Genomic DNA, 26,465 nt, shown 5'->3' with positions numbered 1-26,465 from the left:
GAACAACAATGAATGACCTGAGCCACACCCACATGCGCGCTGCCGTCTGGCATGGCCGCAACGATATTCGTGTCGAACAGGTACCTTTGCCGGCCGACCCTGCGCCGGGCTGGGTGCAGATCAAGGTGGACTGGTGCGGCATCTGCGGCTCCGACCTGCACGAGTATGTTGCCGGCCCGGTGTTCATCCCGGTAGAGGCCCCGCATCCGCTGACCGGCATTCAGGGCCAGTGCATCCTCGGCCACGAATTCTGCGGCCACATCGCCAAGCTTGGCGAAGGCGTGGAAGGCTATGCCGTAGGCGACCCGGTGGCAGCAGACGCCTGCCAGCATTGCGGCACCTGCTATTACTGCACCCATGGTCTGTACAACATCTGCGAACGCCTGGCCTTCACCGGTCTGATGAACAACGGTGCCTTCGCCGAGCTGGTCAACGTGCCCGCCAACCTGCTCTACCGGCTGCCGCAGGGCTTCCCTGCCGAAGCCGGGGCACTGATCGAACCGCTGGCGGTGGGTATGCACGCGGTGAAAAAGGCCGGCAGCCTGCTTGGGCAAACCGTTGTAGTGGTGGGAGCCGGCACCATCGGCCTGTGCACCATCATGTGCGCCAAGGCTGCGGGTGCGGCGCAGGTCATCGCCCTTGAGATGTCCTCTGCGCGTAAAGCCAAGGCCAAGGAAGTGGGCGCCAATGTGGTGCTGGACCCCAGCCAGTGCGATGCCCTGGCGGAAATCCGTGCACTGACAGCAGGGCTGGGCGCCGATGTGAGTTTTGAGTGCATCGGCAACAAACATACGGCCAAGCTGGCCATCGACACCATCCGTAAAGCAGGCAAGTGCGTGCTGGTGGGTATTTTCGAAGAGCCCAGCGAGTTCAACTTCTTCGAGCTGGTGTCTACCGAGAAGCAGGTGCTGGGGGCGTTGGCGTACAACGGCGAGTTTGCCGACGTGATTGCCTTCATTGCTGATGGTCGTCTGGATATTCGCCCACTGGTAACCGGCCGGATCGGATTGGAGCAGATTGTCGAGCTGGGCTTCGAGGAACTGGTGAACAACAAAGAGGAGAACGTGAAGATCATCGTTTCACCAGCTGTGCGCTGATTGTACCTTGAAGGCAACGTGGCACCTGTGGGAGCGGGCGCGCCCGCGAAGAAGCAACACGGTGGAGGGCACCGGCTTCGCCGGTGTTCGCGGCTGAAGCCGCTCCTACAGGGTACGCGCAGGGTACACGGCCTATGCGCCGAGACATGGGCTCACTGTCTCAGGCTCCCATTCTGCGTCATACTCGGCAGACCTATTGCCCGGTCCTCGCCATGCGTCCACTGCTCCCCATTACCCTGCTCCTGCTGCTCGCCGCCTGTGGCGATGGCGAATCGCTGCTCCCACCGGACGCACGTCTGCCTGACGGTGGGCGTTACCGGGGGCAGGTGGTCGATGGCCTGCTGCAGGGTGAGGGCCGGATCGACTACCCCAACGGCAGCTGGTACGCCGGCAGCTTCAAGGACGGCCAGTGGCACGGCCAGGGCGAATGGCATGGCCAGAACGGCGAGGTCTACCGCGGCCAGTTCGCCGAGGGGCTGTTTCAGGGCCTGGGCGACCTGACCACCCCAGGCAGCCACTATAGCGGCACCTTCCGCCACGGCCGCCGCGACGGCGAGGGCACCCTCAAGCAAGCCGACCAGACATACCGCGGCCAGTTCAAGGACGACCTGTACGACGGCGCAGGCCAACTGGAACTGGCCGACGGCAGTCGCTATCAAGGCCTGTTCGCCAAGGGCAAGCCCAACGGCGCCGGGGTGCGCAGCGATGCCAGCGGCAACCAGTTCAGCGGCCTCTTCGTCAACGGCCAGCTACAAGGCGCCGGCACCTACGACAGCGTTGATGGCGAGCAGTACATCGGCGAGTTCAAGGACAACCGCCTGGAGGGCCGTGGCCGTTACGAGAATGCCGATGGCGACGTGTGGATCGGTGAATTCAAGGACGGCTCGCTGAACGGCGAAGGGGAACTGCTGGGCAGCGATGGCAGCCACTACAAGGGTGAGTTCGCCGACTGGCGTCTGTCGGGCCAGGGCAGCCTGCAACTGCCCGACGGCAGCAAGTACATCGGCGGGTTCCTGAACGATGCCTACCATGGCCACGGGCGGCTGATCCTGACCAGTGGCAAGGTCGAAAGCGGAACATGGGCCAACGGCGTGCGCGTGCGTGACCAGAATGGCAAGCTGCTGCCAGACCCACTGGACCTGGCTTTGCTCAACCAGGGCCGGCTGCTGGACGAGGCGCTGGCTCGGGTACCACGCTCGGCGCCACCGATCCAGCTGTATAGCCTGGTAGTGGCCGGCGATGGCCAGCAAAGCGTATTCCTGCGCGAAGCCGACTATGTCAGCAACATGCTCAGGGTGCGCTTTGGTGCGAGTGGCCAGGTGACGCTGGTCAACCACCGCGACCACATGGCCACACGCCCCATGGCCACCCGCGAGAACCTGTCCCGCGCCGCCACCACCCTGGCAGAGCGCAGCGGCCCTGAAGACCTGGTGTTCATCTACCTCACCAGCCATGGCAGCCAGGACCACCAACTGGTGCTCGACCAGCCCCGCCTGCAGCTGGCCGACCTGGCCGCTGACGAGCTGGCCACTGCCCTGGCACCGCTGAAGGATCGCGACAAGGTAATCGTCATCTCCGCCTGCTATTCAGGGGGCTATATCGCCCCGCTCAAAGATGAGCGCACGCTGATCATGACCGCTGCCCGGGCCGACCGCGTCTCCTTCGGTTGCTCGGAAGAAGCCGACTTCACCTACTTTGGCGATGCCCTGTTCGCGGAAGCGCTGAACCAGACCGACGACCTGAAACAGGCGTTTGAACTGGCGCGCGCCAGCGTTGCCGAAAGAGAACACAGGGAAGGCTTCGAGGCCTCCGAGCCGCAGCTGTGGGCACCGCCCGCCGTGCTTGAGCACTGGCACCACCTGCGCCAGCAACAAGCCAAAGAAGCGTTGCGTAACACCACACAGGCCAACGCGAGGGAACAGGCAAAAATGCCCGGCACTCACTAGACTTGTGTGTAACAAGGGAGAGACATCATGTACTTGACGCCTCAGCATGTCCTGCTTGCCGGAGCCACCGGCCTGACCGGTGAGCACCTACTGGACCGCCTGCTCAACGAGCCCACCATCACCCGCGTACTGGCGCCTACGCGCCGACCATTGGCCGAGCACCCGCACCTGGAAAACCCGGTGGGCGACCCGGCGGTATTCCTTCCGCAACTGGCTGGCCGGGTCGACATCGCCTACTGCTGCCTGGGCACCACGCTAAAGCAGGCGGGGTCCGAATCGGCTTTCCGCGCAGTGGATCTGGACATGGTGGTCGCCTTCAGCAAGCGCGCCCGGGAAATGGGCGCGCGGCATCTGCTGGTGGTCAGTGCAGTAGGCGCCGACCCCAAGTCGTCAATTTTCTATAACCGGGTCAAGGGCGAGATGGAAGAAGCGCTCAAGGCTCAGGACTGGCCACAGTTGACCATCGTGCGGCCCTCATTCCTGCTGGGCGAGCGGCTGGAGCCACGGCTGACTGAACAGCTTGTGGCGCCGTTTTCCAGGTTGATTCCCGGGAAGTACCGGGGAATCGAGGCTTGTACCCTGGCGCGGGCCCTGTGGCGGCTGGCGCTGGAGGAAGAAGACGGCGTGCGGGTTGTGGAGTCGGATGAGTTGCGCAAGTTGGGCAGGATCTAGGCTTCGCTTGTGCTGGCCTCTTCGCGGGCATGCCCGCTCCCACAGGGTCTCCATAATCTTCCAGTGACTACTCACCAGCAGTAATGGGCGTGCCTGCGAAGAGGCCATCACAGGCCGCCGGTGGCCTGGAAGCCTATGCCGGCCGCTGTCAGCAAAGACAACGGCAGCAGCAGGGTATCGAGCAGCATGCTGCCGGGCAGATCCAGGCGCGGATACGCCGGAGCGTCCGCACCGTAATGATCCCGCGGGCAACACCCGCCATTGATCACATACAAATCCAGCCGGGTACCGGCATACACCACCGGTGCGCCGGGCTTGTTGGCATCCAGCGTGCGCACCGTGGCGCAGCCCCCCAGCATCACCAGCGCCAGCAACCCCGCCAGTGCTCGCTTCAATCATCCACCCCGAAGTGGTGCTCGCCCCAACGCGGCAACATGTCCTGGGGGATGTTCAGCAGGTTGAGAATACGCGCCACGACAAAGTCGACCAGGTCGTCGATGGTCTGCGGCTGGTGATAGAACCCCGGTGCCGCCGGCAGGATCACCGCGCCCATCTGCGACAGCTTGAGCATGTTTTCCAGGTGGATGGTGGAGAATGGCGCTTCGCGAGGCACCAGGATCAGCTGGCGACGCTCCTTGAGGGTAACGTCGGCAGCACGCTCGATCAGGTTGTTGCAGGCGCCAGTGGCGATGGCCGACAAGGTGCCAGTGGAACAGGGGACCACCACCATTGCCGCCGGGGCGCCAGAGCCCGAGGCTACCGGCGACATCCAGTCTTCCTTGCCATACACACGGATCTGCCCATCGGCCGCGCCGGTGTATTCAGTCAGGAAGGCCTGCATCGCCTGGGGCTTGGCCGGCAACACGACGTCCGTTTCGGTGGCCATCACCAACTGTGCGGCCTTGGAGATCAGGAAGTGCACCTCGCGGTCTTCGCGTACCAGGCAATCGAGCAGGCGAAGGCCATACTGGGCACCCGAGGCGCCCGTCATGGCCAGGGTGATGCGCTCCGGTCCGTTCATTTCAGCGCCTCGGCCAGCTTGCCGTGCAGGCCGCCGAAGCCGCCGTTGCTCATGATCACCACATGGGTGCCTGGGCGAGCCTGGCCTTTGATCCGCTCGATGATCGCTTCGAGGCTGTCGGCCACCACGCTCGGCACCTTGCACTGCGCGGCGGTTGCGGCCAGGTCCCAGCCGAGGTTGGCCGGCGCATACCAGATCACCTGGTCGGCGTCGTTGACGCTTTCTGGCAGGCCGTCACGGTGGGCACCGAGTTTCATCGAGTTGGAGCGTGGCTCGATCACCGCGATCACAGGCGCCTCCCCCACCCGCTTGCGCAGGCCGTCGAGCGTGGTGGCAATGGCAGTCGGATGGTGGGCGAAGTCATCATAGATGGTCACACCTTGTACTTCGGCAACCTTCTCCATGCGCCGCTTGACGCTCTTGAACGCACTCAGGCCGTCGATGCCCATGGCCGGCACCACGCCTACATGACGCGCGGCTGCCAGGGTGGCCAAGGCGTTGGCGACGTTGTGCTGGCCGGTCAGTGCCCAATCCACCACACCCTGCACTTCACCCTCGAACAGTACTTCAAAGCGCGAGCCATCGGGGCTGAGCAGGCGGGCTTGCCACTGGCCGCCCTCCCCGGTGGTTTGTACAAGGGTCCAGCAGCCCATGCCGATCACACGCTCCAGCGCTTGCTCGGTGGTCGGGTGGATGACCAGGCCTTCGCTGGGGATAGTCCGCACCAAGTGGTGGAACTGCCGCTCGATCGAGGCCAGGTCCGGGAATATGTCCGCATGATCGAACTCAAGGTTGTTGAGGATCGCGGTACGCGGGTGATAGTGGACGAACTTCGAGCGCTTGTCGAAGAAGGCGCTGTCGTACTCGTCGGCCTCCACCACAAAGAACGGCGTGTCGCCCAAACGGGCCGACACCGAGAAGTTCTGCGGCACACCACCAATCAGGAAGCCCGGGCTCATGCCAGCGTGCTCCAGCACCCAGGCCAGCATGCTGCTGGTGGTGGTCTTGCCGTGAGTACCGGCAACGGCCAACACCCAGCGGCCTTGCAGCACGTGGTCGGCCAGCCACTGCGGACCGGAGACGTAGGGCAGGCCCTTGTTCAGCACGTATTCAACCGCTGGGTTGCCGCGCGACATGGCGTTGCCGATGACCACCAGGTCTGGCGCCGGATCCAGCTGGGCCGGGTCATAGCCTTGGGTCAGCTCGATACCTTGGGCTTCGAGCTGGGTGCTCATCGGGGGGTAGACGTTGGCGTCGGAGCCGGTGACGCGGTGGCCAAGTTCCTTGGCCAGCACCGCCAGCGACCCCATGAAAGTGCCGCAAATACCGAGAATGTGAATATGCATGGTCGACCTCGCAAAACATCGAGGCAGGGTAGCCCAGGGCGCGACAAATCGCACCCGCTGTTTCGCTCAGTCGCCCCTGGTAATGCCGTGTTTGCGCAGTTTTCGATACAAGGTATTGCGGCTGATGCCCAAGTGCTCGGCGACGCGGGTGAGATGCCAGTGTTTTGCCTCCAGGACCTCCTTCAGCGCTTGCCGCTCCGCGTCGAGCAGAACCTCGGTCCCTACAGATTCACCCTCAATCTCTGCGGCACCGCCGGACCTGTGGGAGCGGGCTTGCCCGCGAACGAGGGCAACGCCCTCGCCCTCTATTGCCTGGTCGGACATCTTCGTGGGCTCGCCCGCCCCCACGGGAGGTGGGCTGGTACGGATGACTGCGGGGAGGTCCGCAAAGGTAATGCGGGCATCTTCGCAAAGCGCCACCAGGGTACGCAGCACATTGCGCATCTGCCGCACGTTCCCCGGCCAGGTATATTCGAGCAGCACCTGCCGCGCCCTGGGCTCGATGTCGATCCGTTGCCCCTGCGTCTCCTGGCGTAGCAGAAAGTCCAGCAACTGCGCCTTGTCACTGCGTTCACGCACCGCCGGCAGCGCTACCTCCAGGCCATTGAGGCGGTAATACAGGTCCTCGCGGAAACTGCCCTGCTCAACCCGTTCCAGCAGGTCACGGTGCGTAGCACTGACGATGCGCACGTCCACCGCCTGTGGCTCTCCCCCGATCGGCACCACCTGGCGCTCCTCCAGCACCCGCAGCAGTCGGGTTTGCAGGGCAAGCGGCATATCGCCGATCTCGTCCAGCAGCAAGGTGCCGCCATCGGCCTGCAACAGCTTGCCGCGCATGCCCTCCTTGCGCGCGCCGGTAAAACTACCGCCGCGGTACCCGAACAGCTCGCTCTCGATCAGGCTTTCCGGGATGGACGCGCAGTTGATGGCGACAAACGGCTTGCCGCGCCGCTCACTGGCCTGATGCACAGCCTGGGCGAAGGCCTCCTTGCCACAGCCGGTCTCGCCGCGCAGCAGCAATGGCACATCGCGCTCGAACACCCGCACGCTGCGGCGGAAATCATTCTGCAACGCAGGGTCCAGCAGACAGACCAGCGGCTCGCGTTCGCGTGCGGGCCGCGGCTGGGCAGCCGGCACCGACCACACCGGCGCCCGGGCCTGCCCCCGCAGGCTGGCGTACACCTGGCGACCGTCCAGGGTGCGCAGCGGCCAGGCAGTGCTGCCGCCGGGCGTGGCACGGCTGAACATTTCGTCATGGCTGCACGCGAAAAAGCACTCCAACGGTTTGCCCAGCACGCCACCCCGTACCGTGCCCAGCAGGTTCAGTGCGCTTTGGTTGGCAGCGCAAATGCGCCCATCGCCGTCGAACGCCAGCAAGCCTTCGCTGAACAGGCCGACCGACTCGGCTTGCAGGTGAAAACGCAATAACCATTGCTGCTCGAAATGGCGCAGGAAATAGCAGCTCTCGATCATCTTCGCCGACAGGTTGACCAACGCCATGGTGTGGAACTGGCTTTGCCGCGATACGTCGGGGCGGGCAGAGGATACGTCGAGTACCGCCAGCAAATCGCCATGCGGGTCGAACACCGGGCTGGCCGAGCAGGTCAGACCAGTGTGACGGCCACGGAAGTGCTCGTTCTGGTGAATGGTCAGCGCCTGGCGCTCGACCAGGCAGGTGCCGATGCCATTGGTGCCCTCGCGCGCCTCGCTCCAGTCGGCACCCAGCCACAGCCCGGCACGCTCGAAGCTGCGCCGCTCGGTGGGGGCACTGACGCAGTTGAGGATCACCCCGCGGGCGTCAGTCAGCAGCACCGCGTGGCCCGCGCCGGAAAGCTGCTGGTGCAGGCTGTTCATTTCATGGTCGGCAATTTGCAGCACCTGGTGCAGGCGCTCGCGGCTTTCCAGCAGGCGCCCATGCTCAAGCACCACCGGGGCTTCTATCACCGCCGGGTCGAGGTGGTAATCCTCCAGGCAGCGCAGCCAGGAACGGGCGATGGAAGGGTCACTGCCGCCCTCCCCGGCCCCACCATGGGCAACGCTATGGACCTGCCGGGCATGGCGAGTGAAGTGATTGCTCTGCATTGTTGTAATTCTCCGCAGATAGAGCGTCAGCCCAGCATCCTCCACCCCGGTAGGCTTTGCAATGCACACACCGGTGACGTGTCGCAAACGGCACAAAATGTCACCCCTGGCGTACCGACGCCGGCACAGCCCCTCCTTGATCAGGCCGGTGAAAATGACCCAAGTCATTGATTTGCCTGGCACGGCCAACACTGGCCCAACCCTTGCTCTATGCTTTTCAACTCCCTAAAAAGCACAATACCAAGGAGACACACCATGCGTTATGCACATCCCGGTACCGAGGGCGCGAAGGTTTCCTTCAAGAACCGCTACGGCAACTACATCGGTGGTGAGTTCGTTGCTCCGGTAAAGGGGCAGTACTTCGAAAATACCTCCCCGGTGAATGGCAAGCTGATCGCTGAATTCCCCCGTTCTACTGCCGAAGACATCGAGAAAGCCCTGGATGCCGCCCATGCAGCCGCCGACGCCTGGGGCCGCACGTCAGTGCAGGATCGTTCCAACGTGCTGCTGAAGATCGCCGACCGCATCGAGCAGAACCTCGAACTGCTGGCCATTACCGAAACCTGGGACAACGGCAAGCCGATCCGCGAAACCCTCAACGCCGACATTCCGCTGGCAGTCGACCACTTCCGCTATTTCGCTGGCTGCATCCGCGCCCAGGAAGGCGGCGCTGCCGAGATCAATGAAGGCACCGTGGCCTACCACATCCACGAGCCACTGGGCGTGGTCGGGCAGATCATCCCCTGGAACTTCCCGATCCTGATGGCGGCCTGGAAGCTTGCCCCGGCACTGGCCGCTGGTAACTGCGTGGTGCTGAAGCCTGCCGAACAGACGCCACTGGGCATCACCGTCCTGCTCGAAGTCATTGGCGACCTGTTGCCACCTGGCGTGCTCAACGTGGTGCAAGGCTACGGCCGCGAAGCCGGTGAAGCCCTGGCCACCAGCAAGCGCATCGCCAAGATCGCCTTCACCGGCTCTACCCCGGTGGGCTCGCACATCATGAAATGCGCCGCCGAGAACATCATCCCGTCCACCGTCGAACTGGGTGGCAAGTCGCCGAACGTGTACTTCGAAGACATCATGCAGGCCGAGCCAAGTTTCATCGAGAAGGCGGCAGAAGGCATGGTGCTGGCGTTCTTCAACCAGGGCGAAGTGTGCACCTGCCCGTCGCGTGCCCTGGTGCAAGAGTCGATCTACCCGCAGTTCATGGAAGTTGTGATGAAGAAGGTGCTGCAGATCAAGCGCGGCGACCCGCTGGACACCGACACCATGGTCGGCGCCCAGGCCTCGCAGCAGCAGTTCGAAAAGATCCTCTCGTACCTGCAGATTGCCCAGGACGAAGGCGCCGAGCTGCTCACCGGCGGCAAGGTCGAGAAGCTGGAAGGTGCGCTGGCTACCGGTTACTACATCCAGCCGACCCTGCTCAAGGGCAACAACAAGATGCGCGTGTTCCAGGAAGAAATCTTCGGCCCGGTGGTCAGCGTCACCACCTTCAAGGACGAAGCCGAAGCGCTGGCGATTGCCAACGACACCGAGTTCGGCCTGGGTGCCGGCGTGTGGACCCGCGACATCAACCGTGCCTACCGCATGGGCCGCGGCATCAAGGCTGGCCGTGTGTGGACCAACTGCTACCACCTGTACCCGGCGCATGCCGCGTTCGGTGGGTACAAGAAGTCGGGGGTCGGGCGTGAGACGCACAAGATGATGCTGGATCACTATCAGCAGACCAAGAACCTGCTGGTGAGCTACGACATCAATCCGTTGGGCTTCTTCTAGACCGCGTCGCCTTCTTCGCGGGTAAACCCGCTCCTACAGGTCCTGCGCTGGTCTTGAATCTTGCGCAATCCCTGTAGGAGCGGGTTCACCCGCGAAGAGGCCAGGCCGGCATACCCTGACCCCAGGGCGGCAACCGTGCACCAGCCGCTCTGGCTCGCTTCCTGCAGTACCCATCACCATCGGCCCGGAACCCTTCCGGCCACCAAGAAAAACAACAGGTGAATCTATGCCAAGCGAACATTCCGCCGGATCGCCGGCAGGCTCTTCCGTCGACTTCGAGAAAGTCGGCTCTGACTATTTCCAGCAACGTGAACTGAAAAAAGGCGCCGCCGGCTGGGTACTGCTGGTCGGCCTGGGCGTGGCCTACGTCATTTCCGGCGATTACGCCGGCTGGAACTTTGGCTTGGCTCAGGGCGGCTGGGGTGGCATGTTCCTGGCCACCTTGCTGATGGCCACCATGTACCTGTGCATGTGCTTCTCGCTGGCCGAGCTGTCGTCGATGATCCCCACCGCTGGCGGCGGCTACGGCTTTGCCCGCAGTGCCTTCGGCCCGTGGGGCGGCTTTCTGACCGGCACGGCGATCCTGATCGAATACGCCATCGCCCCTGCCGCCATCGCGGTGTTCATCGGCGCCTACTGCCAATCGCTGTTCGGTATCGGCGGCTGGATGATCTACCTGGCGTTCTACATCGTGTTCATCAGCATCCACATTTTCGGCGTGGGTGAGGCACTGAAGCTGATGTTCATCATCACCGCCATTGCCGCCATTGCCCTGGCCGTATTCCTGATAGGCATGGTGCCCCATTTTGATGCGGCCAACCTGTTCGACATCGCCAAAACGGACGCCGTCGGCGCCAGCAGCTTCCTGCCGTTCGGCTATGTCGGCGTGTGGGCAGCCATCCCCTACGCCATCTGGTTCTTCCTTGCCGTCGAAGGCGTGCCACTGGCCGCAGAAGAAACCAAGAACCCCAAGCGTGACCTGCCACGCGGCCTGATCGGTGCCATGCTGGTACTGCTGGCCTTCGCCTTGCTGATCCTGGTGGTCGGCCCGGGCGGCGCAGGCTCCGAGGCGCTGAAGGCCTCCGGTAACCCGCTGGTCGAAGCCCTGTCGAAGGCCTACGGCGGCTCCACCTGGATGGGCGGCTTCGTCAACCTGGTCGGTCTGGCCGGGCTGATCGCCAGCTTCTTCTCGATCATCTATGCCTATTCCCGGCAGATCTTCGCCCTGTCCCGCGCCGGTTACCTGCCGCGCAAACTGTCGGAAACCAACAAAAGCAAGGCCCCGGTACTGGCCTTGGTCATCCCCGGCATCATCGGTTTTGCCCTGTCGCTGACGGGCCAGGGTGACTTGCTGATCCTGGTGGCAGTATTTGGCGCTACCCTGTCTTACGTGCTGATGATGGCTGCGCACATTACCCTGCGCATCCGCCGGCCAAAGATGGAACGCCCATACCGCACCCCGGGCGGCATCTTCACCTCCGGTCTGGCCCTGGTGCTGGCGTGCATCGCCGTGGTCGCCGGATTCCTGGTTGACCCGCGGGTAGTCATTGGCGCTGCAGTGATCTATGCGGTATTAATTGCCTACTTTGCTTTCTACAGCCGCCACCACCTGGTCGCGGGCACACCGGAAGAGGAATTCGCCGCGATCCAGAAGGCCGAAGAGGCCCTGCACTGATCGTCGCCACCCGCCGCGGGGCAACCCGCGGCTCTGGAGATTCTGTATGGCAAGTTTCGTACACACGGTCGGCCATCTGGTCTACCGCTTCGACAGCCTCAAGGAAGTGATGGCCAAGGCCAGCCCGGCACGCTCCGGGGACTGCCTGGCAGGCGTGGCGGCCAGCAACGACGCCGAGCGCGTCGCCGCGCAGATGGCTTTGGCCAATATTCCGCTGACGCATTTTCTCAATGAAGCGCTAATCCCTTACGAAGCAGATGAAGTTACCCGCCTGATCATCGACACCCACGATGCCCAAGCCTTCGCCCCGGTCAGCCACCTGACCGTGGGTGGCCTGCGCGACTGGCTACTGAGCGAGGAAGCCAACGAAGACAGCCTACGCGCCCTGGCGCCCGGGTTGACCCCGGAAATGGCCGCTGCCGTGTCGAAGATCATGCGCGTGCAGGACCTGGTGCTGGTGGCACAGAAAATCCGCGTGGTCACCCGGTTCCGCGGCACCATGGGCCTGCGCGGGCGCCTGTCGACCCGGCTGCAACCCAACCACCCGACAGACGAACCGGCCGGTATTGCCGCCAGTATTCTCGACGGCTTGCTGTACGGCAACGGCGACGCCATGATCGGCATCAACCCGGCCACCGACAGCATTGCTTCGATCTGCGCCCTGCTGGAAATGCTCGACGCCATCATCCAGCGCTACGACATCCCCACCCAGTCCTGCGTACTGACCCACGTCACCACCTCGATCGAAGCGATCAACCGCGGCGTGCCACTGGACCTGGTGTTCCAGTCCATCGCCGGTACAGAGGCGGCCAATGCCGGCTTCGGCATCAACCTGAACGTATTGCAGGAAGGCTACGAAGCCGGTCTGTCGCTGAAACGTGGCACCCTCGGGCAGAACCTGATGTATTTCGAAACCGGCCAGGGCAGCGCGCTCTCGGCCAACGCCCACCACGGCGTCGACCAGCAGACCTGCGAAACCCGCGCCTATGCCGTGGCCCGTCACTTCAAGCCGTTCCTGGTCAACACCGTGGTCGGTTTCATTGGCCCGGAATACCTGTACAACGGCAAGCAGATCATCCGCGCCGGCCTCGAAGACCATTTCTGCGGCAAACTGCTGGGCGTGCCGATGGGTTGCGATATCTGCTACACCAACCATGCCGAAGCCGATCAGGACGACATGGACACCTTGCTGACGCTGCTGGGTGTGGCCGGCATCAACTTCATCATGGGCATCCCCGGCTCCGACGACATCATGCTCAACTACCAGACCACCTCGTTCCATGACGCGCTGTACGCGCGCCAGACCCTGGGCCTGAAGCCCGGGCCGGAATTCGAGGCATGGCTGGCCCGCACCGGTATCTTCACCCAGGCCGATGGCCGGGTGCGCTTCGGTGACAACCTGCCGCCGGCCTTCCGCCAGGCCTTGGCACAGCTTGCATAGGGATGACCATGGACCATCGCACGCCTACCCCCGACAACCCTTGGCTGGCCCTGCGCAACCTGACCCCGGCGCGCATCGCCCTGGGCCGCACCGGCACCAGCCTGCCGACCGGGGCGCAGCTGGACTTCCAGTTCGCCCATGCCCAGGCACGTGATGCCGTGCACCTGGCTTTCGACCACGCCGGCCTGGCCAGCCAGCTGAGTGACCGCGGGCGCGAAAGCCTGGTGTTGCACAGCGCTGCCAGCGACCGCCACCAGTACCTGCAGCGGCCGGACCTTGGCCGCCGGCTGAACGAAGACTCGATTGCGACCCTTCGCCAGCATGCCCAGGCCAACCCCGGCGGCGTCGACCTGGCCATCGTGGTGGCTGACGGCCTCTCGGCACTGGCCGTGCATCGCCACACGCTACCGTTCCTGACCCGCTTCGAGGAACAGGCTGCCGCCGACGGCTGGACCAGCGCCCCGGTGGTGCTGGTCCAGCAGGGCCGTGTGGCAGTGGCCGACGAGGTCGGCGAGCTGCTGGGCGCACGGATGACGGTGATGCTGATCGGTGAACGCCCGGGGCTGAGCTCGCCCGACAGCCTTGGCCTGTATTTCACCTATGCACCCAAGGTCGGCCTGACCGATGCCTACCGCAACTGCATTTCCAATATCCGCCTGGAGGGGCTGAGCTATGGCATGGCGGCGCACCGCCTGTTGTACTTGATGCGCGAAGCCTGCCGGCGGCAGCTTTCCGGGGTGAATCTGAAGGACGAAGCCGAGGTACATAGCCTGGAGAATGAAGACAGCGCCAGCCAGAAAGGTAACTTCCTGCTCGGCAAAGGGTAAAAAACCTGTCACGGAAGGCGGATTGCACTTGTGCTGTGCATTGGGCAGCATGCCCTTGAACGCTGCTTGCAATCCGCTGTTTCCCAAATGGACTCTGAGGGCCGCACATGCGCATCATCAAGGCAACCCTGGAACACCTCGACCTGATCACGCCGTTGTTCGTCAAATACCGTGAGTTCTACGGGCAGTTGCCCTATCCCGACAGCTCGCGCAGCTTTTTGGAAAAGCGCCTGAAGCGGGATGAATCGGTGATTTACCTGGCACTTCCGGATGATGACGACGGTAAACTGCTGGGCTTTTGCCAGCTGTATCCGAGCTACTCGTCGCTGTCGTTGAAGCGGGTATGGATTCTCAACGATATCTATGTAGCTGAGGACTCCCGGCGCATGCTGGTCGCCGACCACCTGATCCGCGAAGCGAAGAAAATGGCCAAAGAGACCAATGCTGTTCGCATGCGCGTGTCGACCAGCGCGAATAATGAAGTTGCGCACAAGACTTACGAATCCATCGGGTTTCGTGAAGATACCGAGTTCAAGAGCTACATCCTGCCGATCAGTCAGGACTGACCGGCACCGACCGCATCGAGGGCAAGCCCGCTTTCACAAGCAAGGTAGTGATCCTTGAGGGAGCGGGCGTGCCGGCGAAGAAGCTGGTAAAGGAATCCCCCTCTACCGTAACCCCCCGCTACAAACTCCCCGGGCATGATCCTCACTTAGCCGTATAATGGCTCACCTGTCATGTGTGAAAATTTACCCTTCCCCCGGTAACCAAGCCTACGCCCAAGAACACAGGTGCTGTACATGGATTTCAACCCGCTGGACCTTATCCTGCATCTCGATGCCTACCTCGATCTGCTGGTCACCAATTACGGTCCCTGGATCTACGCCATCCTGTTCACCGTGATCTTCTGCGAAACCGGCCTGGTAGTGATGCCTTTCCTGCCGGGCGACTCGCTGCTGTTCATCGCCGGCGCCGTCGCGGCGGGTGGCGGCATGGACCCGGTGCTGCTGGCCGGCCTGCTGATGGCCGCTGCAATCCTGGGCGACAGCACCAACTACGTGATCGGCCGAACGGCCGGCGAGCGCTTGTTCAACAAACCCAACTCCAAGATCTTCCGTCGCGACTACCTGCAGCGTACCCACGACTTCTATGAACGCCATGGCGGCAAGACCGTGACCATGGCGCGCTTCCTGCCCATCTTGCGTACCTTTGCACCGTTCGTCGCGGGCATCGCTCACATGCACTACCCACGCTTCCTCGGCTTCAGCGTTGCCGGCTCGCTGCTCTGGGTCGGCGGCCTGGTCACCTTGGGCTACTTCTTCGGCAACGTGCCGTTCATCAAGCAGCACCTTTCGCTGATGGTGGTGGGCATCATCATCCTGTCGCTGGTGCCGATGATTCTCGGCTTGCTGCGTGGGCGCCTGGGCCGCACGGCCAAGGCTCACTGAACAGGTAAAGAACGAACCGCATGTGGTCATTCAGCGCCTGGCGGCGCAAGCGTACTCTGGCGCGTTACCCGATCACGCCACAGCAATGGCAGGCCGTACGCGAGCGGCTGCCGATGCTGGACGGCATCAGCGACGCTGAAGACCACTGGCTGCGCGAAGCCTGCATCCTGTTCCTGCTCGACAAGCACCTCACCTGCCTGCCCGGGGTCGAACTGGACGACGAACAGCGCCTGATGCTGGCTGCCCAGGCACAGTTACCGCTGCTTCACCTGGGTGAGCTGAACTGGTACCAAGGCTTCCACGAAATCATCCTGTACCCCGACGACTTCAAGAGCCCCCAGCGCCACCGCGATGCCAGTGGCGTGGAGCATGTGTGGGACGGAGAACACAGCGGCGAGGCCTGGCAGCAGGGGCCGATCATCCTGGCCTGGAACGGCGTGCAGGCCAGTGGTGGCTGGGAGGCTTACAACCTGGTCATCCATGAACTGGCGCACAAGCTCGACATGCTCAATGGCGATGCCAACGGCCTGCCACCACTGCACAGCAGCATGCCAGTTGATGAGTGGGCAACAGCCATGCAGCAGGCTTACGACGACCTCAACCAGCAACTGGACGCCAACCCCGCAGCCGAAACCGCCATCGACCCCTATGCTGCAGAAAACCCGGCAGAGTTCTTTGCCGTTACCAGCGAGTACTTCTTTAGTGCCCCCGACCTGCTTCATCAGGCTTATCCACAGGTCTACCACCAGTTGTCGAAGTTCTACCGGCAAGACCCGCTGGCGCGCCTGTGCCGGCTGCAGGCGGAACACCCCGAGTACCGCGAAAGCCACGCCTGACGGGCCCGCACATCAGGCCAAGCGTGGCGTGCCCCGGCAGAATGTGCCTATAATCGCCGCCACTTTTTGGTCAAACACGGGGGCACTGCCCAATGAGCTACAGCAAGATTCCGGCGGGCAAAGACCTGCCGAACGACATCTACGTCGCCATCGAGATCCCGGCCAACCACGCGCCGATCAAATACGAAATCGACAAGGACAGCGATACGCTGTTCGTCGACCGTTTCATGGCTACCCCGATGTTCTACCCAGCCAACTATGGCTTCATCCCGAACACCCTGGCTGACGACGGTGACCCGCTGGACGTGCTGGTGGTTACCCCTTACCCAGTGGCCCCAGGCTCGGTTATCCGCGCCCGTCCGGTTGGCGTGCTGAACATGACCGACGACGGTGGCGGCGACGCCAAGGTCATCGCTGTTCCTCACGACAAGCTGTCGCAGCTGTACGTTGACGTCAAGGAATACACCGACCTGCCAGCCCTGCTGATCCAGCAGATCGAGCACTTCTTTGCCAACTACAAAGATCTCGAGAAGGGCAAATGGGTCAAGATCGAAGGCTGGGAAGGCGCCGACGCCGCCCGTGCCGCGATCACCAAATCGGTCGCTGCCTACAAGGGCTGATTTCGACTGCAGGGAAACCCCGCTTTGGCGGGGTTTTTCATGCCTGAATGGAACGCGCTCACTGCTGGGAACAAATCCTACACAGTCCTACACCAGCATCCTACAAACAGCCTCTTTTCGTACAAATCCCGTCAACACCCGGTTCATTTCCTTACTGGCAACCCGCCGCTACACTCGCCGCCATGAACACTTCCGGCGACCGCCTCAGAGCCCTGCTCCACGAATGTGGCCTGACCCCTTCCGATTTCGCCGCCCAGCGCAGCGTCACAGCACAGCACGTCAACAACTGGTTCAAACGCGGTGTACCTTTGGCCCGGCTGGACGAACTGGCCGATCTGTTCTGTGTGCACCGACGTTGGCTGCGCACCGGTGAAGGCCCCAAATACCCCAACCCACTCCTGCGCAACGGCCTTCCACGGCCAGCGCCCGCCAATCCGCTTACCCCGCTGTGGGAACATCGTGGCCGGGTATTGAAGGTGCCCTACTACGAAGTGCGCAACGGCTTGCTGTCGCCGGTGGGCAGCAAGCACCTGCGCTTGCCGGCAAAAACCCTGAAGGGCTTGGGCGTGCAAGCCAGCAATGCAATCTGCCTGGCAATGCCGGCCAACAACATGCTCCCGCTGATTCCGCTGGAAGCGACCCTGGCCATCGACCTGGGCATGACCCAGGTGGTCGAGGGCGAAACCTATGCCCTGCTGCAAAACGGCATGCTCAGGGTGAACAACCTCAGTGTTGGCGAGCACGGCATCCTGTACCTGCACAGCCATGACAGGCGCAACTACGCGGTCGAACGCTACACCCCTGCTCAGCGTCAGGCGCAGGGCCTGGAAATTCTTGGCTGGGTGTTCCATTGGTCACATTTCCGCCAGCAGCGGCCCAGCTGAAGCACCCTGCGCAATTTTTTGCTGGGCATCCTGCGCCCGCCCTTGTATGCTACGCCGCACATTAAGCCCCGACCGGCGCGAGCCGCGGTCCAGAGGGCTCGGCGATATCCCACACGGGCATCTGCCATCTCTTTCAGGCCCTTGATGGCCACACAGTTAAGGCGATTGCGGCTTACCATAAATTAGTCGGAAGCGTCCCCGAGAAGCCGGCCACAAGCCGGCTTTTTAATTCAACAAGCCTTTAAAAAACGCTCACAATCCGCGGGTTTCCAGCCCCCTCGCCCGTCCATAGAACGAAGCCACTTGTGCCTTCAGTCGCGCTCAGGCCCCACTGTCGCAAGCGACCTTGGTGTGTCTGCTTTTTCTTGCAGCGTATATGGACATCAATTTGATATTTCGAAATCTTCCAATGGAAAGGATTTTTTTGGGGTGAGCGTTTCGCGTCAGACTATAATAAAACGATTAGATGAGAGCCGACACCTGCTGCCATCCTCGGAGATTGCTGATTAATAACATTTAATCTGTGAAGGCTTGATGTAGCGATGAGGATTTAACATGAACGCCTTATTGAAAGAGCTGCACGCCTATCATCATGAAGTGGCCACCAAAATTAATCAGATCAAAGAGTTACTGGAGAGGATAAGGCACGGGTCTGCGGGTACCGATGACCGCAAGCTGTTGTTTAAGCAACTGGAAGCCTTGCATGGTGATGCAGAGCGGCACCACCATGAAAATGAAGAGCTTATTCGGCTGGCCTTGCTGGCAACCGAGGCCCCGATCCACCAACGGGTCAAGGATATCGAGCAAGATCATCAAGCCTTCAAGCGAATTGCCGGACAACTCAAGATGTTGGAGCACTCAACGCAGGAGGCAAGAGTAATCGCCGACACGATCGAAGACTTCATCAAGAAATATTATGATCATATGGATGCCGAGGAGAATATTTTCTTTCCGGTGGCAGACAAGTGGTTGTCAGACACACAATGGCAGGAAATAAAGCTTCAATGGCACTAACCAGAGATTTAAATACCTTTCATTAAAATAAGGTTAGCTTAACACTCGACCCCGCAACTTTATTGCACTGATAACCGATGGTGCATATACCCTCCTATGGCAGTTTACGGTAAGGTGGATTGGTCGGACGCTTACGGTAGGTTTCCACAGAGTACATTCTTAACGCTCAGTCCGATAGGCACTATCAGTGACCGACTGAAGGACTTTGCCGCTTGCTGTTGCATACCTCGGAAAAACTGAACCTTGCTCTGCCATTCTCCTTGGCCTGATACAAAGCTTGGTCTGCCAGGCCTACAAGCTGATGTGCGTCCTGCCCCTGCTTAGGCTGGAGACAGGCTACACCTTGTGAAATAGTCACCCGGTCAGCGACCAATGACTCCACATGAGGGATCTTCAAATTCTCCACAGCATCAGACAACTGCTGAGCAACGGTAGCGGCGCCACTGAGGTGGGTGCCGGGCAGAATGCAGACAAACTCTTCACCGCCATAGCGCGCAACCATATCCAAAGATCGTCTGATCCCACTGTCCAGAGCCGCAGCGACACGGCGCAGGCACTGGTCCCCCGCTAGATGCCCATAGTGGTCATTGAAGCGTTTGAAGTAATCGATGTCGACAAGAATCAGACCCAGCCACCCTCCGTCACGGCATAAATGACTCCAGGCTGCATGGAGGTGTTGCTCGAAAGCTCGTCGGTTGGATATGCCTGTCAAACCGTCGATCGACGCCAGGCTCTTCAGGTAATCGCTTTGCAATTTCAAAGTCAGATGGGTTTTTACCCGAGCGCGGGCAATACCGGGATGAAATGGCTTGCTAATGTAGTCAACAGCGCCAAGCTCAAGTCCCTTTGCCTCGTCTGCCTCTTCCCCCTTGGCGGTTACGAATATCACAGGAATGGCTGCCGTCAACGGACTGGCCTTAAGGCGACGACATACCTCATAGCCGTCTATGCCGGGGAGCATCACATCGAGCAGGATCAAGTCCGGGAACTGTGTCAGGGCCATATCCACTGCCTTATTTCCATCCATGGCCATGTAGATTTCATGGTCAGCACGAAATAGCTCATTCAGCGCGTGGATATTGAGTGCCTGGTCATCCACGATCAATAAACGCGGCTTGACCTTTGGATGTCCAGATTCATCGTTCATCAACATTCCTTTTGAGTGAATCGGTCAGCTTATCGCACCACAGGGTGGCTGACTGGAAATCCAGATCGTCGACGGCCTGCTTAAGCGCGTCAAAGATCGCTTTGCTGTGTAACGGTACCGCATCCTGCAAGGACTCAGCTCGCTGGAGTGCGACGAGATTGCTGCTGACCAACAGCGCTCGCAGGCCACTCAATTCAATTTCCCAGTCCCTCTCCGTGAATGCAAGTGGTCGTTCAGTCGCGAATACCACGGAAGTGGCAAAGGCAAGATTAAGCCGTGTGCAGTCAGACGCGAGTTGCATGTGCAGGTGCGATAGCCACCGAGGATTGGCCATGAACGACTGCCCCTCCTCCGGCGACGCCTGCAGAAGGCGCTGCTCCAGCTCGGCAGCCAGCGCGGATAGCCCACTAGCACCCATGGTGCCGGCACTGCCCTTGATTGTGTGCAATTGCATCAACACACCGGCCTTTTCGCTGTTGCTGCAGTGCCGCTCCAGCTTATCAAGATTACGTCGCATCTCATCTGGAAAACGCTGCAGCACGTTACGCAACAGTGTCAGGTTACCGCCGAAGCGCCGCAACACACTCTCGGTTGACTCATCGCTCGGCGAGTCGCTCGATTGAATGGCCGGCCGGACAGGCACCTCTCGGTCCAGCAGCTTCCTGAGAACCGCTACAAGGTTTTCCAGATCGACAGGTTTGCCTACATGTTCATTCATTCCAGCGGCCAGGCACGCCTCACGCTCGGAGGTTGAGGCGTTTGCAGTCATGGCGACAATAGGCAAGCCCCAATGAAGGGGGCTTTGACGAATCCGACGGGTTGCCTCCAGCCCGTCCATGTCAGGCATCTGGATATCCATCAGTACCGCATCGAAGGTTTGCACGCCATTCAACACGGCCTCGACACCCTGCTGTCCCCCCTCAGCCAACGTCACTTTGGCCCCCTCGAGTTCCAACAGTTCCTGAGCCACCTGGCGATTGAGCGGATTATCCTCAACCACCAATAACTTGACACCGTCGAGCCTGGATAGCGGGCTCACGGGCCCAGTGACATTGGAGGGTTGCGTACCTGAAACTGCAAGCCCCACAGTAGTGGCAAGCTGCTTAGGGGTGATTGGCTTGCTCAAGACCGCAACATAAGGCTCCTGTGGACCCTGCTGTAAACTCGCGAACACCTCGTGACTATGCGCAGTAACCATCACCACTACCGGCGCAGAATCCATGAGCGAGTCCCGTATAAGGCGAGCAGCAGTCAGGCCATCGACATCCGGCATGCGCCAATCCATCAACACTACATCGTAAGGGCGCACATTCGCGGCAGTTAGCACGCGCTCCACCGCCTCTCGCCCTCTACTGGCCTGATCGACTTGCCATCCTAACGCGACAGCAGTTCTAGCAAGTACTTCGCGGGCCGTGTGATTGTCGTCGACCACCAACACATTGAGGTCAGGAAAAACTGTCGTGTGCTCTGTCTCAATGGTATTCGCCAAAGCGAACTCCAGCTCGAACCAGAAACAGCTGCCCGCCCCTGGCTGACTGTCCACTCTCAGGGTGCCGCCCATCAGCTCGATCAGCCGCTTACAGATCGCCAGCCCCAGGCCCGTCCCACCATAGCGTCGACTGATAGAGGCCTCGGCCTGGCTGAACCCGTCGAAGATCCGCTGGAGTTGCTCTTCGCTGATACCTATTCCCGTATCGGTCACAGAAATTCGCAGCCGAACAGCATCGGGCCGACGATCACAGACTCTGATGCTAACGGTAATCTCGCCACGCTCAGTGAACTTGAGCGCATTGCCAGCCAGATTGATAAGAATCTGTTGCAGACGCAGGCTGTCGCCCACCAGGCATGGGGGTAATGAGGTATCGAGATCGAACAACAATTCGACATCCTTATCTGCCTGGTTGCCCCCCAGCACCGCAGCAAGGTCCGTCATCAGCCCATTGATCTCGAAGGGATGTGGATCGAGCTGCAGCTTGCAGGCTTCGATCTTGGAGTAGTCAAGAATGTCATTGAGCAACCCCAAAAGCGATTTGGCAGCGCCGTGCGCCTTGCGGATATAGTCAAGCTGCCGCGCATCAAGCTCTGTGGCCTGAACCAAATGCAGCATGCCCAGCACAGCGTTCATGGGTGTGCGAATTTCATGGCTCATGTTGGCCAGGAAAGCACTCTTGGCGGCATTGGCCGCGTCCGCCTGTTCTTTAGCGAGAAACAAGCGTGACTGCAGCTCATGTTCTACAGTGACATCGCGATTTATGCCTATAACTTTCCGGCAGCCTGTTTCAGCAACATACTCGATCCTGGCAGCGGCCTGAACATAACGAATATCGCCACCGGGTAACTGAAGACGGAACAGTGTCTCGAATACGCCGTACCCATCAAGTAAGCCCTGTAGCAATCGGGTGGCAACTTCAGCATCGTCGGGGTGCAGGCGCTCCTGCCAGTGCTTGTAACTCAGGCCAACCGCTTTCAAGGCGAGCGGCTGTTCATAAATCTCGAACATCCGATCATTCCACTGCAGATCATCGTCTTCGGGAGACCACGTCCACACCCCCAGTTTCGCCACATCCGAAGCCAAGGCCAGCTGATCGCGTGCCGAAGCGATGGCATCATGCTGACGCCGCTGTTCGGAAAGATCGAAGAGCACGGCGACGAGCATGGGCTGACCGCCAATCTGCATGCAGCCCAGCGTGACCTGCGCGGGGAAGATAAGCCCATCCTTGCGGCGAGCCTCCACTTCTCGGGAAACCCCGGTCATATTGCTGCTGGCCGGATCACCAAACGCATCCTGCGAGAGCGACAAGTCACCCTCGAATAAAGCAGGCAACAAGACTCGAACGTTACTGCCGACAAGCTCGTCAGGTTGGTAGCCGAAAACGTTCTGCGTAGCACGATTGCAAGACTGAATCAGCCCTGTCCGATCGATCCTGATGACAGGGTTGACGGCTGTATCGAGAATGGTCTGTGTCAATGCCAGGCTGTCGGCCAAGCGCTCCTCTACCTGCTTGCGCCGGCTGATATCGATAGCGATACCCAGGTATCCACTCAACCTGCCATCGGCATTGTGCATGCCGGTGACCAGCAACGTAACACTGAAACGCGTGCCGTCCTTGCGCACGTATGTCCATTCCCGAACCTCCGCCTCGCCCAGAGAAGCCTTGTGCACAAAAACGCGGAAGCCCCCTATCGCTTCTCCATAGGCCCGGCTCAACTCCTCGCCTCGTTGTGCCATCTCCTCATCCAGATGGAACATACCGGGGGTGCGAAGGCCAACGACTTCCTCGGCCGTGTAGCCAAGCAATTGCTCAGCCCCTTTGTTGAAAACGGTGATGATGCCCTCGAGGTCGGTTGCGATGATCGAGACCTGTGATGCCGAGTGCAGGACGTTGGTCAGCAGGGCATTCAGCTCGCGCAGCTCTGTCGTGCGCTCGGCCACCTGATGTTCCAGGCCAACATTCAGTTCCAGAATGCGTGCCTCTGCCCGCTTCTGCTGGGTGATGTCGCGAACGGTCTTGGAGGCCCCAACAACCCGCCCTGCTGCATCACAAATAGGCGAGACTGTTACCGAAACGTCTAACGACTGGCCGTCTTTACGCACTCGTCGGGTCTCAAAGTGCTCGATACGCTCGCTGCGAGCTATTTTCTCCAGCAAATGCACTTCCTCGTCCGCCAACTCGCAGGGCAATATCCGGCCCAGTAAAGTGCGGCCCAGTACCTCATCGCTGCCATAGCCAAAAATCTTCTCGGCGCCATGGTTCCAGGCCGTGACGATGCCATCCAGGGTCTGGCCAATGATTCCATCGTTGGAGTTCTCAACAATGGCTGCGAGCTTGGCCTGTTCCGCCAGAACGTCGCGTCGACGTCTACGGCTGACACTGAAAACCCCCACCAATGCCGTGATCAACAGGGTGCTGCACAGCCCGATGCCAAAGGCACTGCGGGGGGAGAACTGGCGTAACTCCTGCACGAAAGAGGGGTATGCAACCAACTCGATTTCCCAGCGACGACCAAAAACCAACTGGGTCAAATGGGTGCGCATGACCTCTTGCTGTTCCCCGCCATTTTGATTGCGCTCATAGAATTGCACAGGGGCGGCCGCATCGGTCACGTCACGCAAATGCAACCGAATTCCATCGGATGGTAATGGCAGCCCTGTAAGGACCTCTTCGGTCAGTAGCGGTGCATAACTCCAACCAAAACCTTGTGCCACTCTTTCGGCAACGGTATCCGGCGTATTTCCCGTTCGGTAGATCGGCAGCAGGAACAAGAATGACTGCAGCGGTTTGCCCGTTGCCTGGACCAAGGTGATCGGACCCGTGAGACGCGCAGCTCCCGTGCGCATTGCCGCGCCAGCAGCCTCTCGCCTGTTCTTTTCTGACGCGATATCCAGGCCTACCGCTGCCAGGTTCTTGTCCTGAGGCTCGATGTACTGAATGACGAAGCGCTCGCCCTCATGTGGCGTAAGCTGGCGTATCGTGAAATCAGGTTTGCCATCGAGCCTGGCCTTTTGCAGGAAAGCCGCTTCGGCACTGGCTGGAACGCGACGAATGAAACCGAAGCCGCGGGCCCCCGGAAACTCGGTATCGAGGTCTCGAGTCTTGATGTAAGTCAAAAAGCCATGACGGCTGGCCTGTTGCTCGCCCATGACCTGAAGAGCACCACGCGCCCCTCTCAAGCCGAACTCATAAAGATGGATGCGAGCAGCAACAGCATCGCTTGTACGCTGGACTGCACGGGTCAATGCAGCCTCGGCATGCGCCCTGTTCTGATTCATCAGAACGTAGGAGGTCATAAGGGTAACCGCCAGGCCTGCGACAAACACAGCGATCATCGCTGTAACAGATCCAAGCTTCAGAATACGATCTTTCAATTTCACCCCACATCAGCGGCTGGCCAAACGAGAAAAATCGATTGCGCTAGATTGGCCTCAGATTGCCGGTCTCCAGCATCTGTTGCAGTTGCAGGAACGGTACTGGTCGGCAGTAGTGATATCCCTGCATCAGCCAGCAACCCAGTGCCATGAGGCTGATCGCCTGCTCCTGGTTTTCCACACCTTCGGCAATCAGTTCCAACCCCAGCGCCTGGCCCATACGCACAATGGCTTCGATGATGGCGGCATCACTGTGGTCGTCAAGCATGTCGCGCACAAAACTCTGGTCGATTTTCAGCACATCGATGGGCAGTTGCTTGAGATAACTCAGGCTAGAGTAGCCGGTACCAAAATCGTCGATTGCCAGCCGCACGCCCATGCGTTTCAGTGCTTCAAGTGTTTCTCGCGCCTTGACGACATTGTCTGCCAACACGCCCTCCGTGATTTCCAGTTCGAGCAGGTACGCAGGAAGCCCCGAGTCCTTGAGCCCCCTACGTATCATGTCGAAGAAATTATCTTCACGAAATTGAACAGCGGAAATATTGACGCTGACGGGTACTTGAAATCCTGATTCCATCAACAGGCAGGCGTCTTTACAGGCCTGCGTCAGTACTTGACGCCCCAGCGGAACAATCAATCCAGTCTCCTCTGCGACCGGAATGAATTCACCTGGTGAAAGCAGCGTACCATCGGATTGTCGACAGCGAATCAACGCTTCCATGCCACGCATACACCCCGTTCGGGCATCCATTTTCGGCTGATAGAAAACCTCGAAGACGCCCTGTTCCAAGGCGCTGCGCATATGTTGTTCAAGCATATGCCTGGCACGGGTGCTGGTTTCCAATGTCCGGGAAAAGAAGCGGGAGCGATTCCTGCCTTCACGTTTGGCCTGATACATGGCTGCATCGGCGTGACTGTAAAGCGCTTCCAGGTCGGTACTGTCTTCGGGGTAGATACTGACACCAATACTGGTGGTAATGCTGTAACGCTTCTCGCCAATCTGCATCGGGGACGCAAGCGTCCGCAATAACTGTTCGCACAAGTCCCCAATAGCTTCTAGCCGGACCACTTGCGGCAGTAAAATCACGAACTCATCGCCTCCCGGCCGGCTCACCGTATCCTGCGGCCGAACGCTGCTGGCCAAACGCTCAGCGACGCACTTTAGAATGGCATCCCCGACTGAATGCCCCAATGAGTCATTGATGCTCTTGAAATGATCCAGATCCAACAGTAACAACGCGACCTTGCTGCCGTTGCTCTGGGCCTGCTGGATCGCTTGTGCTGCGCGGTTCGTGAATAGTTGACGGTTGGGCAAGCCAGTTAGCGCATCGTAATAGGACAAGCGCTTGGCTTCATTGCGCAGATTCAGGTGGGCGCGTACATGGGCCCTTACCACGGGAACATTGATAGGCTTCTGGATAAAGCCAACCCCTCCGAACTCCAGGGCACGAACTTGATTGTCGCACTGGATATGGGAGCTGACGAACAGGACGGCAGCGTCACAGAGCTTTGGGTCGGTCTTGATCGCCCGGCACAATGCAAAGCCATTCATGTCGGGTAACTCGATGTCGATAAGGATCAGGTCGGGGCGGTATTCCCCGGCCACCTGCAGCGCTTCACGGCCGTCATGGGCAACATGAACCTCACCGAAGCTGCTGACAGACCCTTGAAGAACTTCACGATCGCTTGATTGGTCATCAACGATCAGGATCACAGAGTTCATCTGATCTGCCAGATCAAGCATGTGTGACTCCTGGAAATCCATT

At 60.4% G+C, this 26,465-nt stretch carries 20 protein-coding genes; 13 read left to right on the top strand and 7 right to left on the bottom strand.

The window, feature by feature from the left end:
- Positions 1-32: 32 nt before the first annotated feature.
- From ACYCCG_RS11270 to ACYCCG_RS11260, 3 genes are all read left to right on the top strand, one after another.
- Positions 33-1,097 (top strand): 2,3-butanediol dehydrogenase, encoded by a 1,065-nt coding sequence (locus ACYCCG_RS11270; RefSeq protein ID WP_245355382.1) that lies wholly within the window; start codon positions 33-35, stop codon positions 1,095-1,097.
- A 212-nt stretch (positions 1,098-1,309) separates the two neighbouring features.
- Positions 1,310-3,043, top strand: coding sequence for a C13 family peptidase (locus ACYCCG_RS11265; protein ID WP_392460581.1), 1,734 nt, complete (start codon positions 1,310-1,312; stop codon positions 3,041-3,043).
- 27 nt (positions 3,044-3,070) lie between these two features.
- Positions 3,071-3,715: an oxidoreductase gene (locus tag ACYCCG_RS11260; RefSeq protein ID WP_252459503.1), complete on the top strand. Its 645-nt coding sequence runs from the start codon at positions 3,071-3,073 to the stop codon at positions 3,713-3,715.
- Positions 3,716-3,822: 107 nt separating this feature from the next.
- Here ACYCCG_RS11260 and ACYCCG_RS11255 read toward each other — a convergent pair whose 3' ends face one another.
- The 4 genes from ACYCCG_RS11255 to ACYCCG_RS11240 all read right to left on the bottom strand — a co-directional run bounded on the left by ACYCCG_RS11255 (position 3,823) and on the right by ACYCCG_RS11240 (position 8,164).
- The gene (locus ACYCCG_RS11255) at positions 3,823-4,110 is read right to left on the bottom strand and encodes a YceK/YidQ family lipoprotein (RefSeq protein ID WP_209968201.1); all 288 of its coding nucleotides are present in this window, start codon (positions 4,108-4,110) and stop codon (positions 3,823-3,825) included.
- Entirely contained in the window at positions 4,107-4,736 is a 630-nt protein-coding gene (ubiX, locus tag ACYCCG_RS11250; protein ID WP_003255348.1) for a flavin prenyltransferase UbiX, read from the bottom strand. Before ubiX ends, ACYCCG_RS11255 begins: the two co-directional genes overlap by 4 nt.
- Positions 4,733-6,082: a UDP-N-acetylmuramate:L-alanyl-gamma-D-glutamyl-meso-diaminopimelate ligase gene (gene mpl / locus ACYCCG_RS11245; RefSeq protein WP_459670410.1), complete on the bottom strand. Its 1,350-nt coding sequence runs from the start codon at positions 6,080-6,082 to the stop codon at positions 4,733-4,735. Before mpl ends, ubiX begins: the two co-directional genes overlap by 4 nt.
- Before the next feature lie 66 nt (positions 6,083-6,148).
- A complete protein-coding gene (locus ACYCCG_RS11240; RefSeq protein ID WP_176684373.1) occupies positions 6,149-8,164 on the bottom strand; it encodes a sigma-54-dependent Fis family transcriptional regulator in 2,016 nt (671 codons plus the stop codon).
- Between the two features lie 255 nt (positions 8,165-8,419).
- On the opposite strand from ACYCCG_RS11240, the gene exaC reads away from it, so the two are divergent.
- The 10 genes from exaC to ACYCCG_RS11190 all read left to right on the top strand — a co-directional run bounded on the left by exaC (position 8,420) and on the right by ACYCCG_RS11190 (position 18,685).
- A complete protein-coding gene (gene exaC / locus ACYCCG_RS11235) occupies positions 8,420-9,940 on the top strand; it encodes an acetaldehyde dehydrogenase ExaC (RefSeq protein ID WP_176684372.1) in 1,521 nt (506 codons plus the stop codon).
- A 226-nt stretch (positions 9,941-10,166) separates the two neighbouring features.
- Positions 10,167-11,615 (top strand): ethanolamine permease, encoded by a 1,449-nt coding sequence (eat, locus tag ACYCCG_RS11230; protein ID WP_003255355.1) that lies wholly within the window; start codon positions 10,167-10,169, stop codon positions 11,613-11,615.
- A 46-nt stretch (positions 11,616-11,661) separates the two neighbouring features.
- A complete protein-coding gene (locus tag ACYCCG_RS11225; RefSeq protein WP_010951821.1) occupies positions 11,662-13,056 on the top strand; it encodes an ethanolamine ammonia-lyase subunit EutB in 1,395 nt (464 codons plus the stop codon).
- A gap of 8 nt (positions 13,057-13,064) precedes the next feature.
- On the top strand, positions 13,065-13,883 hold the full coding sequence (gene eutC / locus ACYCCG_RS11220; RefSeq protein WP_103443583.1) for an ethanolamine ammonia-lyase subunit EutC: 819 nt from the start codon (positions 13,065-13,067) through the stop codon (positions 13,881-13,883).
- Positions 13,884-13,990: 107 nt separating this feature from the next.
- Positions 13,991-14,449: a GNAT family N-acetyltransferase gene (locus tag ACYCCG_RS11215; RefSeq protein ID WP_028697785.1), complete on the top strand. Its 459-nt coding sequence runs from the start codon at positions 13,991-13,993 to the stop codon at positions 14,447-14,449.
- A gap of 234 nt (positions 14,450-14,683) precedes the next feature.
- The gene (locus ACYCCG_RS11210) at positions 14,684-15,331 is read left to right on the top strand and encodes a DedA family protein (RefSeq protein WP_209968208.1); all 648 of its coding nucleotides are present in this window, start codon (positions 14,684-14,686) and stop codon (positions 15,329-15,331) included.
- Positions 15,332-15,351: 20 nt separating this feature from the next.
- Positions 15,352-16,167 carry a M90 family metallopeptidase gene (locus ACYCCG_RS11205; protein WP_209968211.1) on the top strand — a complete coding sequence of 272 codons (816 nt, stop codon included), beginning with the start codon at positions 15,352-15,354 and terminating at the stop codon, positions 16,165-16,167.
- A gap of 92 nt (positions 16,168-16,259) precedes the next feature.
- A complete protein-coding gene (ppa, locus tag ACYCCG_RS11200; protein ID WP_003255365.1) occupies positions 16,260-16,787 on the top strand; it encodes an inorganic diphosphatase in 528 nt (175 codons plus the stop codon).
- A gap of 182 nt (positions 16,788-16,969) precedes the next feature.
- Positions 16,970-17,671, top strand: a complete 702-nt coding sequence (locus tag ACYCCG_RS11195; RefSeq protein WP_176684370.1) for a LexA family transcriptional regulator — start codon at positions 16,970-16,972, stop codon at positions 17,669-17,671.
- Positions 17,672-18,226: 555 nt separating this feature from the next.
- Positions 18,227-18,685, top strand: a complete 459-nt coding sequence (locus ACYCCG_RS11190) for a hemerythrin domain-containing protein (RefSeq protein ID WP_339535109.1) — start codon at positions 18,227-18,229, stop codon at positions 18,683-18,685.
- 184 nt (positions 18,686-18,869) lie between these two features.
- On the opposite strand, the gene ACYCCG_RS11185 is transcribed toward ACYCCG_RS11190, so the two are convergent.
- The 3 genes from ACYCCG_RS11185 to ACYCCG_RS11175 are packed head-to-tail and all read right to left on the bottom strand — an operon-like array spanning position 18,870 to position 26,443.
- A complete protein-coding gene (locus ACYCCG_RS11185; protein ID WP_339443311.1) occupies positions 18,870-19,832 on the bottom strand; it encodes a diguanylate cyclase domain-containing protein in 963 nt (320 codons plus the stop codon).
- A complete protein-coding gene (locus ACYCCG_RS11180) occupies positions 19,822-24,699 on the bottom strand; it encodes a PAS domain S-box protein (RefSeq protein ID WP_459670401.1) in 4,878 nt (1,625 codons plus the stop codon). Before ACYCCG_RS11180 ends, ACYCCG_RS11185 begins: the two co-directional genes overlap by 11 nt.
- 46 nt (positions 24,700-24,745) lie before the next feature.
- On the bottom strand, positions 24,746-26,443 hold the full coding sequence (locus tag ACYCCG_RS11175; RefSeq protein WP_339443313.1) for a putative bifunctional diguanylate cyclase/phosphodiesterase: 1,698 nt from the start codon (positions 26,441-26,443) through the stop codon (positions 24,746-24,748).
- Positions 26,444-26,465 lie beyond the last annotated feature (22 nt).

It is taken from the genome of Pseudomonas sp. VEM90 (assembly GCF_054611535.1).
The sequence above is the reverse complement of the archived record's forward strand: the minus strand, read 5'-3'. Positions and strand labels throughout refer to the sequence as shown.